Here is a 16912-nt window from a genome sequence, read left to right on the forward strand (position 1 = left end):
TCAGGCCCTGGTCATCATCGCCCGCAAGCTGGCTCGCATCGCGTTTTCTCTCATGAAAAACCTGAGCGAATACCAGTCGAAAGCGGTTTTGGAGGCTTCCCCAAAACCATAGAATCTCCCACAGTTTGACCGAGTTCGGCTTGTGATTTTGATCGTGATTTTGGCACCGAGTGGGGCGAGAGCGTTTTGGTTACTGTTGCGCTGTTATTGCAGGCACGCCAACGACCGCTGCACTTCGCACACCGTTTCTTCCAGGCTGACCATGTGCAAGTTCAACACCCGCTCCACCGGTGCCTGATGCATCGGCCAGTGCAACGCCATGCTGCCGACCAGGTGCCCCCGAACGCGTATCGGCAACGCCACGGCGCGAATCAGGAACGGCAGGCGCATTGGGTATTCCCAATAGCCCTCAGTGCGTTGGCCGAAGCCTCGATGTTGGGTTTGCGCGCAGGTATGGTACTGCTCGTCTGCCGCCACCAGATCGCGGTGCGCCAGGCGTTGCACCTCGTGCGCCGGTAAATACGTGAGGCACGCCTTGCCCATCGCCGAGTGAAACAGGCTGGCATGCTGGCCGACGATCTGGCAGTTATTGGGGTACAACTTGCGCTGCACCCTGGGGATCGCGCTTTCCATGACTTCCAGGTGCTCACCGTCGAAGCAGGATAAATCCACCACCAACCCCGTGCGCTCGCTGAGTTCAAGCAGCCAAGGGGCAGCGCTTTCCACGACCTGGCGCTTGCCGCGCTGCTGAGTGTCGCCGAACAAACGTTGGGCACGCAGCCGATAGCGGCGATCACTCAGGCCGCGATAGACCCAGCCCTGATCGTGCAGGGTCAGCAACATCCGCGACACAGTGGCCTTGGGCAGGCACGTCAAATAATGCAGCTCCTCCAACCCAAGTGCCTGGTGCTCACCGAGCAACTCGACGATTGCCAGTGCGCGCTCAACCGAGCGTACAGTTCCTGTCTCGGCGTTGCTGCCCATGTTCGATCTCCTTGTTGCCGGGGGATGATCATTGTTCGCAGCAAGATACACGCCCGGTCGCGCGCTAACCGGCCGATTCAAGGCACGCCGGCGGCCGGCGTTGCACCCATTGCGTCAACTGTTCATGCGCGTAAGCCAATTGCAGCACCGCCCGGTCGGCCTGCGCCGGGCCGATGATCTGCACGCCCATGGGCAGGCCCTGTGGGTTGAAACCCACCGGGATGCTGATGCTCGGCAAACCTGCCAGCGTCGGGCCGATCACCACTTCCATCCAGCGGTGATAAGTGTCCATTTCGCGCCCACCCACGAGGCGTGGCCACGCGTGTTCTGCATCGAAAGGGAACACTTGGGCGGTGGGCAGCAACAGGAAGTCGTAACGGTCGAACAGCTTGGCCACCGCGCGGTACCACTCGCTGCGATCCACCGAGGCCTGATACACCTGCTGCGCACTCAAGCCCAGGCCGCCCTCCACTTCCCATTGCGCTTCGGGTTTGAGCAACGCGCGCTTTTGCGGGTTGGCGTAGGCCGCGCCGAGGTTGCCGTGTACCAGCCAATGGCGGTGCACCAGCCAACTGCGCCATAGGCGCGCCATGCAAAACTCGGGCTGGCAGCTTTCCAATTCGCAGCCCAGCGCGGCGAAATCATCAAGGGCGGATTCGCACAGGCTCAGCACGCCTTCGTCCATCGCCAGGTAGCCGTTGTAATCCCCCAGCCAGCCGAGGCGCGCGCCCTTGAAGTCGCGCTGCAAGGGTTGCCCAAAGACCGTCGGATCACCCCTGGAGGACAGCGGCACGCGTGGGTCGTAACCCGCCTGAATGCTCAACAACCGCGCCACATCCGTGACACTGCGGCCCATCGGGCCTTCGGTGCCCAGTTGCTGCACGAACAGTTCCGGCATCGGCCCATGGGGCACGCGGCCGTGTGACGGGCGCAGGCCGAACACATTATTGAAGGCCGCCGGGTTGCGCAGCGAACCCATCATGTCGCTGCCATCGGCCACCGGCAGCATGCGCAGCGCCAGCGCTACTGCCGCCCCGCCACTGCTGCCGCCGGCGGCCAGGCGTGGGTCATACGCGTTGCCGGTGGTGCCGAACAGGCTGTTGTAGGTCTGCGAGCCGAGGCCGAACTCCGGCACGTTGCTCTTGCCGATGATGATCGCGCCGCTGGCCCGTACGCGCGCCACGCTGATGGCATCTTCGGTGGGTACGTGCTCGGCAAACAACGGCGAGCCCAAGGTGGTGCGCAGGCCCTTGGTGGCCGCCAGGTCCTTGATTGCCTGGGGCATGCCATGCATCCAACCGCGCGATAGGCCTTGGGCCAATTCGCGGTCACACGCGCGAGCCTCAGCCATTACGTCATCGGCATCGCGCAGCGACACCAGCGCATTCACGCGTGGGTTAAACCGCTGGATCTGCGCCAGGTACGCCTGCATCACTTCTTCACACGACACCTGCCGCGCATGGATCGCTCGCGACAGCTGCGTGGCATCCCAATCAACAATGCTCAAGGCTTCACCTCACTTGAAAACGGCAGCGGTTTCTTCGCCCGCGGTGCCTCATGCATGCAGTAAGTGCCGAGCAGCGTCAGCACGCAAGCGAACACTACGTAAAACGCCGGCGCCACCGGCGTACCAAGCACTTGGGTCAACCAGGTCACGATCAATGGCGCAAAGCCGCCGAACACCATCACCGCTACGTTATAGGCGACCGAAATGCCGGTCGAGCGCACCTCGATAGGAAACTGTTCAGCCAATGCCGTCGGCGCCGGGCCGAAAAAACCGCCGATGGCCGTGCACAGCATCACTTGCATCACCAGCAAGCGTTCGATGGACGGCGCCACGGCCACCCACACGTACAACGGGTAGACCATCACAAAAAACGCCAGGGTGAAGGCCATCAATACCGGCCGCCGCCCCAGCCGGTCCGACAGCAGGCCGGACAGCGGAATCACCACCGTCATCAGCGCCACCGCAAACATCTGCACCATCAGTACTTGCTTCAGCGGCAAGCCGAGGCTCTTGTGGGCAAAGGTCGGCATGTTCACCAGCACCACGTAGAACGACACCGTCGCGCCGCAGGCCAGGCCCATCGACACCAAGATGCTGCGCCGATGCTCGCGTATCACCCTCATCAGGCTCGGCGCCGGGCCGGTGGCCTGCTTGCGTGCGTCGATAAATTCCTGCGGGTCTTCCATGTGCCGGCGCATCCACAGCCCCACCGGGCCAATCAGCAGGCCCAGCACAAACGGCACGCGCCAGCCCCACAAATCCACGGTTTGCGGCGATAAAAAATGCGTCACCAGCGCCACCATTGCCGCGCCGCCAAACACCGCCAGGCACTGCCCCACCAACTGCCACGAACCATACAAGCCCTTGCGATGGGCCGGCGCGCTTTCCACCAGGAACGCCGTGGCGCTCGCGTATTCGCCACCGGTGGCAAAGCCCTGAAGCATGCGCGCCACCACGATCAGCAATGGTGCGCCCATGCCGATGGCGGCGTAATTGGGCGCGAAGGCGATCAGTGCGATGGACACGGTCATCAGCCGGATAATCAACTGCATCGCCGCCTTGCGGCCTTTGCGGTCAGCGTAAATCCCCAACAGAATGCCGCCCACCGGCCGCATGAAAAAGCCCACGCCAAAGGTGGCCAAGGCCATCAACAGCGAGGCGTGTTCATCCTCCGACGGGAAAAACTGCCGGGCGATGATGCTGGCCAAAAAGCCGTAAACGATGAAGTCATACCATTCCAGCGCATTGCCGATCACGGCCGCCACCACCTGCCGGGTGCGCGAGGCGCCGGGTTTTGAACGCTGCATGAGGAACACTCCATTCAACCGATAAGGGCAAGGGTTCAGCGGCAGAAAAAGCAAGGTCGTCAGGCAGGCTTGAGCCAGCTCTCGGCCAGCGCGCCCCAATAGGCGGCGCCGGTCAGCAGGATGTCGTCGTTAAAGTCATAGGCGGGGTTGTGCACCATCGGCCGCGAGAGGCCATTGCCGATAAACAGGTAACTGCCGGGGCAGCGTTGCAGCATCCAGGCAAAATCTTCGCTGCCCATCAGCGTGCGGGTGTTGCCGTCCACTGCATCGGCGCCAAGCAAGGCGACGCCGACCTGGCGCGCGAACTCGGTTTCTTCGGGATGATTGACCAGCACCGGGTAGGCTGGGCGATGTTCGACCTGTACCGTGCAGCCAAAGCTGGCAGCCTGGGTTTGGATGATTGCGTTGACCCGTTCCAGCATTTGCTCGCGCACCGTGGGGTTGAGCGCACGCAGGCTCAGGCGCAACAGGGCTTGCTGGGGAATCACGTTGGCCGCTAGCCCTGCTTGCAGGGCGCCGACCGTGACCACGGCGGCTTCCTGAGTGTCGATGTTGCGCGCCACCACCGTCTGCAAGGCCATGACCATGCTCGCGGCTGCGACCAGCGGGTCCACCGCTAAATGCGGCATGGAGCCGTGGCCGCCGACGCCTTCAAGGGTCACCGTGAGCAAGTCCTGCGACGCCATCATCGGCCCGGCTCTCAAGCCCAGATGCCCCGCCGGCAAGCCCGGCATATTGTGCATGCCAAACAGCCCATCACACGGAAAACGCTCCAGCAAACCGTCAGCCAGCATGGCCTCGGCCCCCCCCTGGCCTTCTTCGGCGGGCTGGAAAATCAGGTTCAACGTACCGTCGAATTGCCGCGTCGCCGCCAGGTAGCGCGCAGCACCGAGCAGCATGCTGGTGTGGCCGTCATGCCCGCAAGCGTGCATGCAGCCGGCGTGCTGACTGGTGTAGGCCGCGCCGGTGTTTTCGATGATGGGCAGGGCGTCCATGTCGGCGCGGATGCCGAGGGTGCGCGCGCTGCTGCCATTGCGCAGCACGCCGACCACGCCGGTTTTGCCGATGCCGGTGTGCACCGCGTAACCCCAGCCCTTCAGGGCTTTGGCGACAAGCGCTGACGTGCGGTTCTCTTCAAAGCCGAGTTCGGGGTGGGCGTGAATGTCTTGACGCACGGCACGCAAGTCGCTGTCGACGTCGCTGAGCCAATCCAGTATGTGCTGGTGTGGGCGCATGGTGATTCTCCTCACAGGCGGGTGTTCCCGTTCTTGTTTGCGACACACCGCCAGCTAACCGCGATGTGGGCAGGAGGACAATCAAAGGTGGTTCCACTGGGTGGAACCTGAGGGCAACCGTTAACCCTGACTAACGACATTGCCCCTCTGAAAAAATGTTATGTCGGAAAATTATAACTTTTAGTTTTAAGGTCTAAAGCAAACAGGACTAAAAAACTGTCATTTTTAACAGGTTACATTTATCCCCCCGCCCCCAAGTATGCAAGTGCAACATCTAAAATTAAAGCTGCGTAATTAACCTCTGCAGGAAACTTACTTTATGAACGTAAAAACAGCTACATCATTTGGTGTCAGCCTGGCAGCACGACTCCCATTGTTCCTCATCGCAGTATTTTTATTAATAGTCAGCGCTGGAACTTCCCACCCTGCTCACGCGGCAGCGTTCGAGCAAACAGAAGAAAACATAGAAAACTCACATTACATTATGTGCAAAAACAAACTCGGGCCTCAATTAACCAGGGATCAGGCTAAAAAGCTCGATGCATACTGCCAAGAGATCGTGCAAAAAAGTCTGTCCCCAGAGGAAATAGAGCGCGAAAAAGACTTTATAAATAAGCATGTTAAAAAATTACAATAGAATTAAAATCCATCAAAAATAAAAATAGAGTTCTCCCCCCACCAAATACAATTACATATTCGACAGTGAGCTTTTAAACTTCCTTACGAAACGCCAGGCACAGAAACAAAGCGGCGATTTCATTAATAATGTTCATGCGAGCGGGGACATTTAATAAATCGTCGCTCTGTCAGGGCGTTGCTTCTCTCCCATTTTTTGGAAAAATTTTCCAAAACGCTTTTTTGCAGCTCCCCACTCGACGTTGGCCAAACTGCATCAACGTTTCTTGTTTCGAGCAGGGTGACGAAGACCTGCATCGAAAAGCCCTCGTTTCAGCCGGAAAGATCCTACTCACTCCGCGGGTTGCAGCCCGGAGACCATCACGTTAATCTCCCCCTGTCGCTGCTCATCAGCGACCGGGCGTGGAATCCCGAGAAAAGAAGCTCTTATTGGTTGTACCAGAGGAGCAAGCTCATGCCGTACGAAATACCCTCAGCCGAAACCATCGGCGCCGTGACCTTCGCAGACTGCGGAGAGAACAAAAGCCATTTGAAAGTGTTCCGCGTCAACGCGGGGGTTCCGCTTGTGGAAGCCCTTGAACACGCCTCGCACGTACTTTATTACGCAAAAATGCTCGCGCTTGAAGCTGCCATGGACCCCAAGGCGGAGAAGTTTGCATTCGCCTCGCATTACCTGGGTGAGATGGGTAAAGCTATCATCGATGACCTGCTGCTGGCATTGCAGCCTGGCAGCCCAACCTCGCAGTAAGTCGTTCGCGCCCGGTGCAGTGCATCGGGCGCCGGCTTGGACTTCTCTCATTTCCAATGATTAATGCAAATCCAATGTGGGAGCTGGCTTGCCTGCGATAGCGGCAGGTCAGTCAACATCACTGTCGCCTGTGCCGCCGCCATCGCAGGCAAGCCAGCTCCCATAGGGGATATAACGCGTGTCAGGGATTCAGGCGGCAGCCTTGGCGATTACCTAGCCACCGCGCCGTATGCGTGCGCCCCAACCCGCTTGCGGTGACTTCACTGATCTGCGGTTTATCGATAAACGCACTGGTCGGCACGTACTGCTTCACATACCCCAGGCAATACTCGGCAGGATTGTTCTCGACGTACCGGCACGAGCAATATTCCTTGGCGGTGTAGGCCGCGATGATGTCGGGGAAGGCTTGCAGGTTGACGCGCTCGTACCAGACCCAGCCCAGCAACGCGAGCAAGAGCAGGAGAAACACGCTGGTAAACGGTCGACGACGGATCATGGTTGCACCGCTGCGAGTACGCGTTTGAGCAGTTCGTTGTGCTGGTAGCTGCCGTCGCGGTCATCGCCGTAACGCACAATCACCAAGTGTTCATCCGGCATCACAAACAGCGCCTGGCCCCAGTGGCCCAAGGCGGCGAAGGTGTCGGCGGGGGCGTCTGGCCACGGGCGGGCGGCGCCTTGCACTTCGCGGTTCAGCCACCATTGGCCACCGGGTACGGCTTCGTCCTGGCCGGCTTTGTAGTTGGCGAACGGCTGGCGATTGAAGTCGACCCATTCTTTGGGCAGCAATTGCTTGTCCCCCCACCGACCGTCGCGCGCCATCAGCAGCCCTACGCGCGCTAAATCGCGGGCGGTGAGGTAGGCGTAGGACGAGGCGACGAAGGTTTCATCGGCGTCGGTTTCCCAGGTGGCGTTGCGAATGCCCAGCGGCGTGAACAGCGCATCCCACGGGTAGCTCAGGTAGGCCTGGTGGCCGAGTATGCCTTTGAGAGTGGCGGACACGATATTGCTGTCGCCGCTGGAATAACGGAAGGCTTGCCCAGGCTCGGCGGCAGTACCGGTGTGGGCGGCGAACTCGGCCATGTTCGCGCGGCCACGGGTGTAGAGCATCGCCACCACCGAGGAATTCAGCGGGGCGTATTCGTAGTCTTCCTGCCAATCCAGACCCGAGGCCCAGTGCAGCAGGTCGGCCATGGTGACGTTGGGGTGCTGCTTCATCGGCGGGTAGAAGCGTGCAGCCGGGTCGGTGAGTTTGAAACGGTTTTCGCCATAGGCCACGCCGAGCACGGTGGCCATCAGGCTTTTGCTGACCGACCAGGTCAGGTGCGGGGTGCTGGCGGTGGTGGGCGCGGCGTAGTGTTCGTAGATGATTTGGCCATCGCGGATCACCACCAGCGCATCGGTGCGCACGCCTTTACGGGTAGCGTCGTCGCGCGGCGCGAAGGCGTAGCTGTTGAGGGCTTCGACAGCTGGGCCTTCGAGCGGTTTGGCGCTGACCCACTCCTTGTCAGGCCAGGTTTCGGCATGGGCGGTGACGGTGACTGACAACAGCGCGGCGAACAACAGGCCTTTGACCATGGACGCAAACTCAAGCGGTATTCAAGAAAGCGAGCCTAACCGAGGTAAGTGAAGCTTTTGCTACAAGCCTGCTCGCACATTTTGATCTTCTTACAACGGGCAGACGCTTCCCATCCCCCTGTCATCTAAGCGTCACCGGAGCTTCATGGAGCTGACACCGAGCCTACATAGCCTGAGTTTGGACAAACAAGTCGACCGGCCGAAACGTGGCTGGCACTCGGAGATTCGCCATGACTCAGATCGCCCGCATCAGCAACACCGGCAATGAACGCCGTCTGCAAGCCGAACGCCTGATTGGCGCAGACGCTTTGCAGGAAGCCCAGGCCCTGCGGTTCAACGTGTTCAGCGGCGAACTCAACGCCAAGCTGAAAGGCGCGGAACGGGGTCTGGACATGGATGACTATGATGTTCACTGCAGCCACATCGGCGTGCGGGATTTGAACAGCGGTCGATTGGTCGCCACCACCCGTTTGCTCGACCACCAAGCGGCCAGCACCTTGGGCCGGTTCTACAGCGAAGAAGAATTCAGCCTGCACGGCCTGCTGCATCTGCAAGGCCCAATCCTCGAAATCGGCCGCACCTGCGTCGACCCGGCCTACCGCAACGGTGGCACCATCGCGGTGTTATGGGGCGAGTTGGCCGAAGTGCTCAATCAAGGCGGCTACAGCTACCTGATGGGTTGCGCGAGCATCCCGATGCACGACGGCGGCATCCAGGCCCACGCGATCATGCAGCGCCTGCGCGAACGCTACCTGTGCAACGAACACCTGCGCGCCGAACCGAAAAAACCGCTGCCGGCGCTGGACCTGCCGTCCAACGTGATCGCCGAAATGCCGCCGCTGCTCAAGGCGTACATGCGCCTGGGCGCGAAGATTTGCGGCGAACCGTGCTGGGATGAGGATTTTCAGGTAGCCGACGTGTTCATCCTGCTCAAGCGCGACGAGCTGTGCCCGCGTTACGCTCGCCACTTCAAGGCGGCCATGTAATGGACCGCTTGCGCGTGTACGGGCGCATTGCCCGCGTGCTGCTGGTGGTGGCGCTGGGGTTGAGCATGGCCAGTGTGTTTGGGCTGTTCGAGCGTATGGGCGTGGCCAACTCGATGGTGCGGCGCCAGCGTTGGTCGCGGTTTTTCATGGCGCGGCTGACCAATGCCCTGCCCTTTCGCGTGACGGTGCACGGTGAGTTGCCGCAAACGCCGATGCTGTGGGTCAGCAATCACGTGTCCTGGACCGACATTCCCCTGCTCGGCGCCGTCGCGCCGCTGTCGTTTCTGTCCAAGGCCGAAGTGCGCACCTGGCCGGTGGCTGGCTGGCTGGCGGCCAAGGCCGGTAGCCTGTTTATCCGCCGTGGTTCGGGCGACAGCCAATTGATCCGCAAGCAGATGACCCGTCACCTGGAGCAACAGCACCCGCTGCTGATGTTCCCCGAAGGCACCACCACCGACGGGCGCAGCCTGCGCACTTTTCACGGGCGTTTGCTGGCCAGCGCGATTGATGCCGATGTGTCGCTGCAACCGGTGGCGATTCGTTATTTGCGCGACGGCCAGGTCGACCCGCTGGCACCGTTCATTGGCGATGACGATTTGCTCTCGCACCTGATGCGGCTGTTCGGCCACGACCAGGGCGATGTGGAAATTCATGTGCTCAAGCCAATTGCCTGCGCCGGGCAGGAACGCGCAGCGCTGGCGTATCAGGCCCAACAGGCGGTGCAAAAGGCGCTGTTTGGGCCGCTGCCGGAGACCGAGCAAGCGGGTGCACGGCCCGCGTACGCCGCTTAGCTGGGTGTGAAGTAAACGCAGTTCAAATGTGGAATGTGGGAGGGGGCTTGCTCCCGATGGCGGTGTATCAGTTACAGATGAGCTGACTGACACAGCGCCATCGGGCGCAAGCCCCCTCCCACATTTATATCTCAGTCGTCAGTTGGGACTGTACAAATTTCTGCAACTCGGGATAGAACACCCGGAAGTCCTCACTCAGCGGCTCATACAACGCTTGCAATTCCTGCATGGCATAGCCCAACGCCTCAGGCTGTGTCAGCCGTCGCGAGATGCCGCGCAACACCGGCGCCATCACCGCAAACTCAGCGTAAGAACCCAACCAGTCATCCGCCGCCATAAACGGTGCAATGTGCGCCAAGCGCCCCGGCAACTCGGGTTCGGCCGCCAGCACGCGGTATACCTGCGCGGTAAAGCGCTCCAAAGGCTGGTCGGCATACATCGCCCAATCGCGCGCCAGGCAGTGGTCGAAAAACACATCGAGCACAATCCCGGCATAGCGCCTGCGGGTGAGGCTGAAACGTGACAACGCCTGCCCCACCAGCGGGTGGCTGTCGGTGAAACGGTCGATTGAGCGATGCAACTGAATCGCCGACTCGATTTGCGGGCTGAACTGGCCCTGCAAGCGACCTTTGACGAAGTCGCCATACAGGCTGCCGAGCAGTTGGGCAGGGAGTTGGCCGCCGAGATGCAGATGTGCGAGATAATTCATGGCGCGCAGTCTATCACTGCCGCCAACGTATCGTTATAACCCGATATACCGATTTAGACGGGCCTAAGAGCAAAATCATATTGGTATATCGGGATACACCGATTTAAAGTTCGCCTCATCGCGATATAACGCTTTACGACACCGAGCAACCGCCATGTCCATTGACCTCGACGAAATAATAAAAGCCCTGGCGCACCCAGTACGGCGAGACATTCTCAACTGGCTGAAAGACCCGAAAGTGCAGTTCCCCGAGCAACTGCACAACCACGAATACGGCATCTGCGCCGGGCAAATCGACCAGCGCTGCGGCTTGTCGCAGTCGACCGTGTCGGCCCATCTGGCGACCTTGCAACGCGCGGGCTTGATCAGCAGCCAGAAAACCGGGCAGTGGCACTTTTTCAAGCGCAATGAGGAGGTGATCCAAGCCTTCCTCGCAGCGTTCATCGCTGAACTTAGCGCCCAAACCAGCACACCGCTGTAACAAGGAAACGCAAATGCCCCTCTCGCTACTCATACTGGCCCTGAGCGCCTTCGCCATCGGCACCACCGAGTTCGTCATCATGGGCTTGCTGCCCGATGTGGCGGCGGACTTGGGCGTGTCGATTCCCGGCGCCGGCTGGCTGGTCACCGGCTACGCCTTGGGCGTGGCCATCGGCGCGCCGTTCATGGCACTGGCCACCGCCAAGCTGCCACGCAAGGCCGCACTGGTGGCGTTGATGGGCATCTTTATTGTCGGCAACCTGCTCTGTGCACTGGCCAGCGACTACAACGTGCTGATGTTTGCGCGCGTGGTCACCGCGCTGTGCCACGGCGCGTTCTTCGGTATCGGTTCGGTGGTTGCCGCCAACCTGGTGCCCGCCAACAAACGCGCGTCGGCGGTGGCCTTGATGTTCACCGGCTTGACCCTGGCCAATGTGCTCGGCGTGCCACTGGGCACGGCCTTGGGCCAGGAAGCCGGTTGGCGCTCGACGTTCTGGGCAGTCACCGTGATTGGCATTGTGGCGCTGATCGGCCTGATCCGCTTTCTGCCGGCCAAACGTGACGAAGAAAAACTCGACATGCGCGCCGAACTGGCCGCCCTCAAAGGCGCCGGCATCTGGTTATCGCTGAGCATGACCGCATTGTTCGCCGCCTCGATGTTCACCCTGTTTACCTACGTCGCGCCGTTGCTGGGCGATGTCACCGGCGTATCGCCCACAGGCGTGACCTGGACCCTGCTGCTGATCGGCCTCGGCCTCACCGTGGGCAACATCATCGGCGGCAAGCTGGCGGACAAGCGCCTGGCGGCCACTTTGATCGGCGTGTTTATCAGCATGGCGGTGATCTCCACCGCACTGACCTGGACCAGCGTTGCGCTGATCCCCACAGAAATCACCCTGTTCCTGTGGGCCACCGCCTCGTTCGCCGCCGTACCGGCGCTGCAAATCAACGTGGTGACCTTCGGCAAAGCGGCGCCAAACCTGGTGTCGACCCTGAACATCGGCGCCTTCAACATCGGCAACGCCCTCGGCGCGTGGGTTGGCGGCAGCGTGATCGCCCACGGTTTCGGCCTGACCAGCGTGCCACTGGCAGCCGCGGGCCTGGCTGTCCTCGCCCTGCTGGTGACCCTGATTACTTTCCGTCAGAGCGGCGATGCCGACCTGGCCCCTGCGACCAACTGATCAATCCACTTAAAGAGAAGGGTGTTATCCCATGACGACTATTTTCGATCCGATCAAACTGGGCGACCTCGAACTGTCGAACCGCATCATCATGGCGCCGCTGACCCGCTGCCGCGCCGATGCCGGTCGCGTGCCTAATGCGATGATGGCCGAGTACTACGTACAACGCGCGTCCGCTGGCCTGATCCTCAGCGAAGCCACGTCCGTAACCCCACTGGGCGTCGGCTACCCGGACACCCCAGGCATCTGGTCCAACGACCAGGTACGCGGTTGGGCAAACGTAACCAAGGCCGTTCACGGCGCAGGCGGCAAAATCTTCCTGCAACTGTGGCACGTCGGCCGCATCTCCCACGAGTCCTACCTCGACGGCGAAACCCCGGTAGCACCGAGCGCGATCAAAGCCGACGGCCACGTCAGCCTGGTTCGCCCACTGGCCGACTACCCTACCCCGCGCGCCCTGGAAACCGCTGAAATAGCCGACATCGTCGACGCTTACCGCGTAGGCGCTGAAAACGCCAAGGCCGCAGGCTTCGACGGCGTGGAAATCCACGGCGCCAACGGCTACCTGCTCGACCAGTTCCTGCAAACCAGCACCAACCAGCGCACCGACCAGTACGGCGGCTCCCTGGAAAACCGTGCACGCTTGCTGCTGGAAGTCACCGACGCCGCCATCGAAGTCTGGGGCGCCGGCCGCGTCGGTGTGCACCTGGCACCGCGCGCCGATGCACACGACATGGGCGACGCCAACCCGGCGGAAACCTTCACCTACGTCGCCAGCGAACTGGGCAAACGTGGCATCGCGTTCATCTGCTCGCGTGAGAAAGAAGCCGGCGACAGCCTCGGCCCACAACTGAAAAAAGCCTTCGGCGGCCCGTACATCGCCAACGAACGCTTCACCAAAGACAGCGCCAACGCCTGGCTCGCTGCCGGCAAGGCTGACGCCGTGGCCTTTGGTGTTCCGTTTATCGCCAACCCGGATTTGCCTGCACGTTTGAAGGCTGATGCACCGTTGAACGAAGCGCACCCGGAAACGTTCTATGCCAAGGGGCCGGTTGGTTATATCGACTACCCAACGCTGGCGCTCTGATTTGTAGTGATGAGGGGGCGGTAGAGGTAATTTACTGGCCTAAGTGAAAGATGTCCGTGTCGAGAGATGCGGGCATTTTTTTTGGGGTTGATTTTAGTGAAGGCGCTCAACGAAACTTATTTGCGCAAAGCGTTAATCGGTGGATCTTGATAGGTCTCGTCAATTTCGATGCCTGCGGCGCGAGCTTTTTTTTCTAATCGCAAACGTCTTTTCTTCGAAACTTCAAGCTCTCCTGGCAGTAATTCTTTCCAATGCGCCTTGTCTTTATCCTCTGTAAAGCCGGAGACCCAATACTCCCGTTCGGTTGCAAACCCCATAGTAATTAGATATGTGCCTGTTTCAGCAGGATTATCCTTAGAATCATGCCGCCACGCCTTCAAGTTTAAATAAGTGTTATTATTGTAAAAATACCAATCATAAAATGCGCCTATCTTCATCCACTGATTAAAGTCGGGCTTGTAGTGTGGGTCAAGCCAAGGGTGGCTTGACACATATTCCCCCAGCACACGCCCGGGAACATCTACCTTGCGCGCTTCAGCCCCCGAAATACGTGGATCACCAAGAAAATAATAATGCTTCCACCCCGACGAGAGTAAATTTTCGATTAGCTGATAAATAAAGTCTATATTTTGCTGGTGAGTGCTGTTATCTGGAAGACCTCTTAAAGAGATATCGACACCTTCAATGTTGTCACCAACCCTATCGTCGATAACTATCGTAACACTGGTAACTTTCGGGATAACGAGAGTGCTATCGGAGTTTTTTATAGTGACGCCTGGAAGGTTTTTATCATTTGCCGACTTTTCAAACTTATACCAGCAGAGTTTAAGATGCTTCATGCATTCCTGTGAAAAAGGCTGAGTACTACCGTCCAAAACTGCCTTTATAGGTGCGTGAAGAGCCACTTCAATAAATGAATCTTTGCCAGTCATAGGTGGCTCCTTTTTTTCGCAAGCGACAAGAAAAAATAAAAAAATGGTTAAGTATACTTTCATCGGTCGCTTGGCCAAATTGCCATCATCCATACCTCATTTCCTTTTTCCAATGCATCTAAGTCGCCTGCACCGTTCGACCCTTCATCCAAACTCATTTGCTTAACGCGTGAATGGGTGGATCCTGATAGCTCTCATCAATTTCCATACCGCTGGCGCGAGCCTCGTCTTCAATGACACGGCGTGAATCTTTATATTTTTTTAATCGTGCAGGCAACAACTCTTTCCAGTTAGCCCTGTCTTTATTCCCGCTGAACTCTGATAGCCAGAATTCCCTCTCGGTCTTGAACTCCATAGTAATGAGATAGGTGCCTCTCGTAGCAGGATCATCATTGGAGTTACGACGCCACGCCTTCAACGTTAAATAATCACCCTCACTGTAAAAATACCAACTATAAAAAGAACTGACTTCACGCCAACGATCCATATCGATTACGTAATCAGGATCAAACCAAGGATGGCTTGACACGTAATGCCCCAGCACTTTGCGCGGAGAGTCTATATTGCTGGAATTCGAGCCCGAAATACGCGGATCACCAGGAGAGTAATAGTGCTTCCAGCCAGACGATTTAATATTTTCAATGATTTTATATATAAAGTCTCTATTTTGCTCATGAGTACTATTGTCCGGCAACGCTCTTAAAGTAACATCAATATTTTCAATATCCTTCCCAACCTGATCGTCTACCACGACCGTCACACCGGTCACATTTTGAAAACCAAGCGTACGGTCTGCACTCTTTATAGTAACACTGGGAAGATCTTTTTCGTTTGCTGAGCTTCCGATTCTATACCAACATAAACCTAGGTTTTTCATGCATTCTTTAGAAAATTTTTCCGCGCTATTGGCTATGGTTTCTTGAGCAGACACGTGCAGCGCTAACTCCACATTGGCGTTATGGACTGTCACAGTCGACTCGCGGTCGTTACATCCATTTAAAAAAATAAAAATGACTATGAACCAGAGTGACTTCATCGCGCATTCGCCCATATAGAGATTGCGCGCATCTCGCGCCCTATATAATCGGTTTCATTCTGAATTAACAAATGACTTCTCTGCTTACTCGCAAATGCCGCCAGCCCCATCCAGTAAAATCGTCCCTTCAGCTCCGGCTTCCCGTCCTCGCCCTGCTCCAGATAAAAACTCGCATAGGCCGCCGCAATCCGAGCGGCGCGCGCTGTGCTCACGACCGCGTAGCGGTTCATGGCCGCGTTTAGAGCGGATACAAAACGCCGGCTTGGCCGCAGGCGTTCGAGAGGATCTGCCGCAACTGCTGCTATCCTAATTCTCACCCGACCAATACCAAAGCGTTGCGCCCCAAGCCGAGCCACTGAAACTCGGCAAAATTTCACCCTTGTTGAAATAACGTCGGGAGTCGGATTGAGCAGGACTGAACCAATACCCAGACACGCTGCATGGCTGACCGGCTTCAAGCCGTCCCGGTGCCTTTGACTGAATATCATCCTGGTCGAAGCGAGCGTACCAGCGGGCAGTACTTTCCTCTTCGAAGCAGTTTCCATAAGGCGAGTAGCTATGCAGTTGATCTGGATTGGGGATACGCAACGGTTTCACCACCCGATTGACCGCTACATATGCAGGAGGAAGCGGTTCGCTTACTGCGCCCAACTGAGGAAGGTCACCCGCACGGATGATCAGTCCATCGTCGTAACTCACTATCTCTATATCGCCACGACCGCTGAGAGCCTTGCGCAGCAGGTCTTGGCCCCCAAGACGCTCTACAAACTGCGTTCCAAGCACCGTATACCAGTTCACACCCTTGATATGATTTAGCAGCTCTCGCTTAAGGTTAAACACCATCGAGTCCACTTCGAGCCCGGCGAACCGCTGAGCCAACTCAAATTCCATTGGCATATAGCTATCAAAATCATAAGGTAAAACGCTGGAAAGGCCACCATAACCATGATCAGCTTTCACTTGATTACACAGGTAAATCAGCCAATTCTGATAGCGAGAAGCACCGTCAGGTTCTTGCAAAAAAGACCATGGCAAAGTTATTTTCAGATAAGAGCGCTTCTTGTCGCCATGAATTTCAAAAGAATTTAATGCCGAAAGGCTGTACTCTGCGGCCTCTTTCACCGTTTGCGCACTACTTATGCGCCACTCATACTGTTCGTTTGGATTAGCTCCAAGAATTTTCAGAATTTTTTTTTTGAACCCTTCGCCTGTAAGCTTTTTGTAACGACCATCAAACTGCCCCTTCAGATACTGGCCAAACTCCTCGTTAAAACGCTCGAAACACTCCATGACTTTTTTCTTGTTTTCAAGTAAATAGCCTTCCCTAAAATACACAGTCGCGATCAAACCCAACCTAATGACGGGTGTATTATCTGGCAGCTCGAAAGTCAGATCTGGGGCTTGATGAGTCAATTTTTCTAATGCGTTCATTGTGGTCTCTTCTATTGGGCTACAACTGCTGTCGTAACAGCTGCGCCACCCAGAATATTGGCTAACAATGCCCAAGAAAGCTGAGCCAGCCGGAAAATAGCCAATAGAGCAACCATCACAGTCGCCGGAACACCCGCGGCTACGACAGCTGCACCAATCGCAAATGCTATCACCACTGAGGCAGCGGCTATCCCCAACTCAATCAAAACTTGCACCCAGTCGATTTCCCTAAGCATATCTAGCGTTATATCTGTGTAATGCTGGACTTGTTTTCATGCGGCTCTTAG

18 protein-coding genes are annotated in these 16912 nt (G+C 57.7%); 7 read left to right on the plus strand and 11 right to left on the minus strand.

The genetic code is table 11. The features are described from left to right. Positions 1-204: 204 nt before the first annotated feature. The 4 genes from ACOZK9_RS15965 to ACOZK9_RS15980 all read right to left on the minus strand — a co-directional run bounded on the left by ACOZK9_RS15965 (position 205) and on the right by ACOZK9_RS15980 (position 5033). Complete coding sequence (locus ACOZK9_RS15965; RefSeq protein WP_421556180.1) at positions 205-984, minus strand: IclR family transcriptional regulator; 780 nt, start codon at positions 982-984, stop codon at positions 205-207. 64 nt (positions 985-1048) lie between these two features. After that, the gene (locus tag ACOZK9_RS15970) at positions 1049-2491 is read right to left on the minus strand and encodes an amidase (RefSeq protein WP_152751114.1); all 1443 of its coding nucleotides are present in this window, start codon (positions 2489-2491) and stop codon (positions 1049-1051) included. Further along, positions 2488-3798, minus strand: a complete 1311-nt coding sequence (locus ACOZK9_RS15975; RefSeq protein WP_152751115.1) for a citrate-proton symporter — start codon at positions 3796-3798, stop codon at positions 2488-2490. The genes ACOZK9_RS15970 and ACOZK9_RS15975 overlap by 4 nt, the downstream gene beginning before the upstream one ends. A gap of 59 nt (positions 3799-3857) precedes the next feature. Further along, on the minus strand, positions 3858-5033 hold the full coding sequence (locus ACOZK9_RS15980) for a M20 aminoacylase family protein (RefSeq protein ID WP_058413570.1): 1176 nt from the start codon (positions 5031-5033) through the stop codon (positions 3858-3860). Between the two features lie 319 nt (positions 5034-5352). Here ACOZK9_RS15980 and ACOZK9_RS15985 point away from each other — a divergent pair, with 319 nt between their 5' ends. Both ACOZK9_RS15985 and ACOZK9_RS15990 read left to right on the plus strand, forming a co-directional pair. Then, a complete protein-coding gene (locus ACOZK9_RS15985; RefSeq protein WP_421556181.1) occupies positions 5353-5670 on the plus strand; it encodes a hypothetical protein in 318 nt (105 codons plus the stop codon). 453 nt (positions 5671-6123) lie between these two features. After that, positions 6124-6417: a DUF3077 domain-containing protein gene (locus tag ACOZK9_RS15990; RefSeq protein WP_058413572.1), complete on the plus strand. Its 294-nt coding sequence runs from the start codon at positions 6124-6126 to the stop codon at positions 6415-6417. Between the two features lie 181 nt (positions 6418-6598). On the opposite strand, the gene ACOZK9_RS15995 is transcribed toward ACOZK9_RS15990, so the two are convergent. Both ACOZK9_RS15995 and ACOZK9_RS16000 read right to left on the minus strand, forming a co-directional pair. Continuing rightward, entirely contained in the window at positions 6599-6913 is a 315-nt protein-coding gene (locus ACOZK9_RS15995) for an amidase (protein WP_421556182.1), read from the minus strand. Beyond that, positions 6910-7992 (minus strand): serine hydrolase domain-containing protein, encoded by a 1083-nt coding sequence (locus ACOZK9_RS16000; protein ID WP_421556183.1) that lies wholly within the window; start codon positions 7990-7992, stop codon positions 6910-6912. Before ACOZK9_RS16000 ends, ACOZK9_RS15995 begins: the two co-directional genes overlap by 4 nt. A gap of 230 nt (positions 7993-8222) precedes the next feature. Between ACOZK9_RS16000 and olsB the strand changes: the two genes are divergently transcribed. Together olsB and ACOZK9_RS16010 are read left to right on the plus strand one after the other, a co-directional pair. Then, entirely contained in the window at positions 8223-8978 is a 756-nt protein-coding gene (gene olsB / locus ACOZK9_RS16005) for an L-ornithine N(alpha)-acyltransferase (RefSeq protein ID WP_099239735.1), read from the plus strand. Beyond that, the gene (locus ACOZK9_RS16010; protein ID WP_058413576.1) at positions 8978-9769 is read left to right on the plus strand and encodes a lysophospholipid acyltransferase family protein; all 792 of its coding nucleotides are present in this window, start codon (positions 8978-8980) and stop codon (positions 9767-9769) included. The genes olsB and ACOZK9_RS16010 overlap by 1 nt, the downstream gene beginning before the upstream one ends. Before the next feature lie 124 nt (positions 9770-9893). Here ACOZK9_RS16010 and ACOZK9_RS16015 read toward each other — a convergent pair whose 3' ends face one another. Further along, the gene (locus ACOZK9_RS16015; protein ID WP_421556184.1) at positions 9894-10478 is read right to left on the minus strand and encodes an acyl carrier protein phosphodiesterase; all 585 of its coding nucleotides are present in this window, start codon (positions 10476-10478) and stop codon (positions 9894-9896) included. A gap of 154 nt (positions 10479-10632) precedes the next feature. Between ACOZK9_RS16015 and ACOZK9_RS16020 the strand changes: the two genes are divergently transcribed. From ACOZK9_RS16020 to ACOZK9_RS16030, 3 genes are read left to right on the plus strand one after another with little or no spacing between them, the layout of a single operon-like run. Further along, positions 10633-10959: an ArsR/SmtB family transcription factor gene (locus ACOZK9_RS16020; RefSeq protein ID WP_058413578.1), complete on the plus strand. Its 327-nt coding sequence runs from the start codon at positions 10633-10635 to the stop codon at positions 10957-10959. A gap of 13 nt (positions 10960-10972) precedes the next feature. After that, positions 10973-12139: an MFS transporter gene (locus tag ACOZK9_RS16025; RefSeq protein ID WP_421556185.1), complete on the plus strand. Its 1167-nt coding sequence runs from the start codon at positions 10973-10975 to the stop codon at positions 12137-12139. A 31-nt stretch (positions 12140-12170) separates the two neighbouring features. Next, a complete protein-coding gene (locus ACOZK9_RS16030) occupies positions 12171-13226 on the plus strand; it encodes an alkene reductase (RefSeq protein WP_058413580.1) in 1056 nt (351 codons plus the stop codon). Positions 13227-13342: 116 nt separating this feature from the next. Here the strand turns inward: ACOZK9_RS16030 and ACOZK9_RS16035 are convergent, their stop codons facing one another. The 4 genes from ACOZK9_RS16035 to ACOZK9_RS16050 all read right to left on the minus strand — a co-directional run bounded on the left by ACOZK9_RS16035 (position 13343) and on the right by ACOZK9_RS16050 (position 16625). Then, entirely contained in the window at positions 13343-14251 is a 909-nt protein-coding gene (locus ACOZK9_RS16035; protein ID WP_421556186.1) for a hypothetical protein, read from the minus strand. A gap of 61 nt (positions 14252-14312) precedes the next feature. After that, positions 14313-15089 carry a hypothetical protein gene (locus ACOZK9_RS16040; protein ID WP_421556187.1) on the minus strand — a complete coding sequence of 259 codons (777 nt, stop codon included), beginning with the start codon at positions 15087-15089 and terminating at the stop codon, positions 14313-14315. A gap of 101 nt (positions 15090-15190) precedes the next feature. Beyond that, on the minus strand, positions 15191-15424 hold the full coding sequence (locus ACOZK9_RS27480) for a DUF2515 family protein (RefSeq protein ID WP_478372201.1): 234 nt from the start codon (positions 15422-15424) through the stop codon (positions 15191-15193). 76 nt (positions 15425-15500) lie between these two features. Further along, the gene (locus tag ACOZK9_RS16050) at positions 15501-16625 is read right to left on the minus strand and encodes a type VI immunity family protein (protein WP_421556188.1); all 1125 of its coding nucleotides are present in this window, start codon (positions 16623-16625) and stop codon (positions 15501-15503) included. Between the last annotated feature and the right edge of the window lie 287 nt (positions 16626-16912).

This window comes from Pseudomonas kitaguniensis, assembly GCF_049199985.1.
GTDB lineage: Bacteria > Pseudomonadota > Gammaproteobacteria > Pseudomonadales > Pseudomonadaceae > Aquipseudomonas > Aquipseudomonas kitaguniensis.

Bases quoted from the DNA above. Each gene is read 5' to 3' on its own strand.
- ACOZK9_RS16030 (WP_058413580.1), top strand. From the start codon at position 12,171: ATGACGACTATTTTCGATCCGATCAAACTGGGCGACCTCGAACTGTCG.
- ACOZK9_RS15980 (WP_058413570.1), bottom strand. From the start codon at position 5,033: ATGCGCCCACACCAGCACATACTGGATTGGCTCAGCGACGTCGACAGC.
- ACOZK9_RS16050 (WP_421556188.1), bottom strand. From the start codon at position 16,625: ATGAACGCATTAGAAAAATTGACTCATCAAGCCCCAGATCTGACTTTC.
- ACOZK9_RS15965 (WP_421556180.1), bottom strand. From the start codon at position 984: ATGGGCAGCAACGCCGAGACAGGAACTGTACGCTCGGTTGAGCGCGCA.
- ACOZK9_RS16020 (WP_058413578.1), top strand. From the start codon at position 10,633: ATGTCCATTGACCTCGACGAAATAATAAAAGCCCTGGCGCACCCAGTA.
- ACOZK9_RS27480 (WP_478372201.1), bottom strand. From the start codon at position 15,424: ATGAACCGCTACGCGGTCGTGAGCACAGCGCGCGCCGCTCGGATTGCG.
- ACOZK9_RS16015 (WP_421556184.1), bottom strand. From the start codon at position 10,478: ATGAATTATCTCGCACATCTGCATCTCGGCGGCCAACTCCCTGCCCAA.
- ACOZK9_RS16035 (WP_421556186.1), bottom strand. From the start codon at position 14,251: ATGGATGATGGCAATTTGGCCAAGCGACCGATGAAAGTATACTTAACC.
- ACOZK9_RS16025 (WP_421556185.1), top strand. From the start codon at position 10,973: ATGCCCCTCTCGCTACTCATACTGGCCCTGAGCGCCTTCGCCATCGGC.
- ACOZK9_RS15985 (WP_421556181.1), top strand. From the start codon at position 5,353: ATGAACGTAAAAACAGCTACATCATTTGGTGTCAGCCTGGCAGCACGA.
- ACOZK9_RS15990 (WP_058413572.1), top strand. From the start codon at position 6,124: ATGCCGTACGAAATACCCTCAGCCGAAACCATCGGCGCCGTGACCTTC.
- ACOZK9_RS16010 (WP_058413576.1), top strand. From the start codon at position 8,978: ATGGACCGCTTGCGCGTGTACGGGCGCATTGCCCGCGTGCTGCTGGTG.
- olsB (WP_099239735.1), top strand. From the start codon at position 8,223: ATGACTCAGATCGCCCGCATCAGCAACACCGGCAATGAACGCCGTCTG.
- ACOZK9_RS16000 (WP_421556183.1), bottom strand. From the start codon at position 7,992: ATGGTCAAAGGCCTGTTGTTCGCCGCGCTGTTGTCAGTCACCGTCACC.
- ACOZK9_RS15995 (WP_421556182.1), bottom strand. From the start codon at position 6,913: ATGATCCGTCGTCGACCGTTTACCAGCGTGTTTCTCCTGCTCTTGCTC.
- ACOZK9_RS15975 (WP_152751115.1), bottom strand. From the start codon at position 3,798: ATGCAGCGTTCAAAACCCGGCGCCTCGCGCACCCGGCAGGTGGTGGCG.